The sequence below is a fragment of the Pseudoalteromonas sp. GW168-MNA-CIBAN-0100 genome, from assembly GCF_040309225.1.
GTDB classification, from domain to species: Bacteria; Pseudomonadota; Gammaproteobacteria; order Enterobacterales; family Alteromonadaceae; genus Pseudoalteromonas; species Pseudoalteromonas arctica.
The window spans coordinates 1-312 of record NZ_JBEOOL010000350.1 but is presented as its reverse complement, the minus strand read 5'-3'; the positions used below and the strand labels follow the sequence as shown (position 1 = coordinate 312).

The 312-nt window shown below is 40.4% G+C and carries 1 pseudogene; it reads left to right on the top strand.

Annotation, left to right across the window (positions count from 1 at the left end):
- Nucleotides 1-312, top strand: a pseudogene (locus tag AAEY62_RS21420) (gamma-mobile-trio integrase GmtZ); the annotation flags it as partial.

The window sequence follows — 312 nt, the reverse complement described above, 5'->3', positions numbered from 1 at the left end:
ATCCCAACGAATTGAAGAATGTAAAAAGCAATTACTTGGAAACAACCCTGAATTTCTGCAGACTTTAAACAATAGTAGACCTGCTTCTAGCTATCTGTTTAAAGACTTTGGAATCTGCCCTGTTGGCGGTGCGTTCTGTAGAGAAGGCGGTGATGCAGTTGCGACAAAGGCAAATATATATCACCCTGTGAATGCAGGTTACCTAGGTGAACAAAATTGTATTCAATGCAGGTTTTTTGTCACAGGTCCAGCTTTTATGATGGGTCTTTCAGCACTTTTTAATGAGGTTAGTCTAGCCGTTAACACTCAATC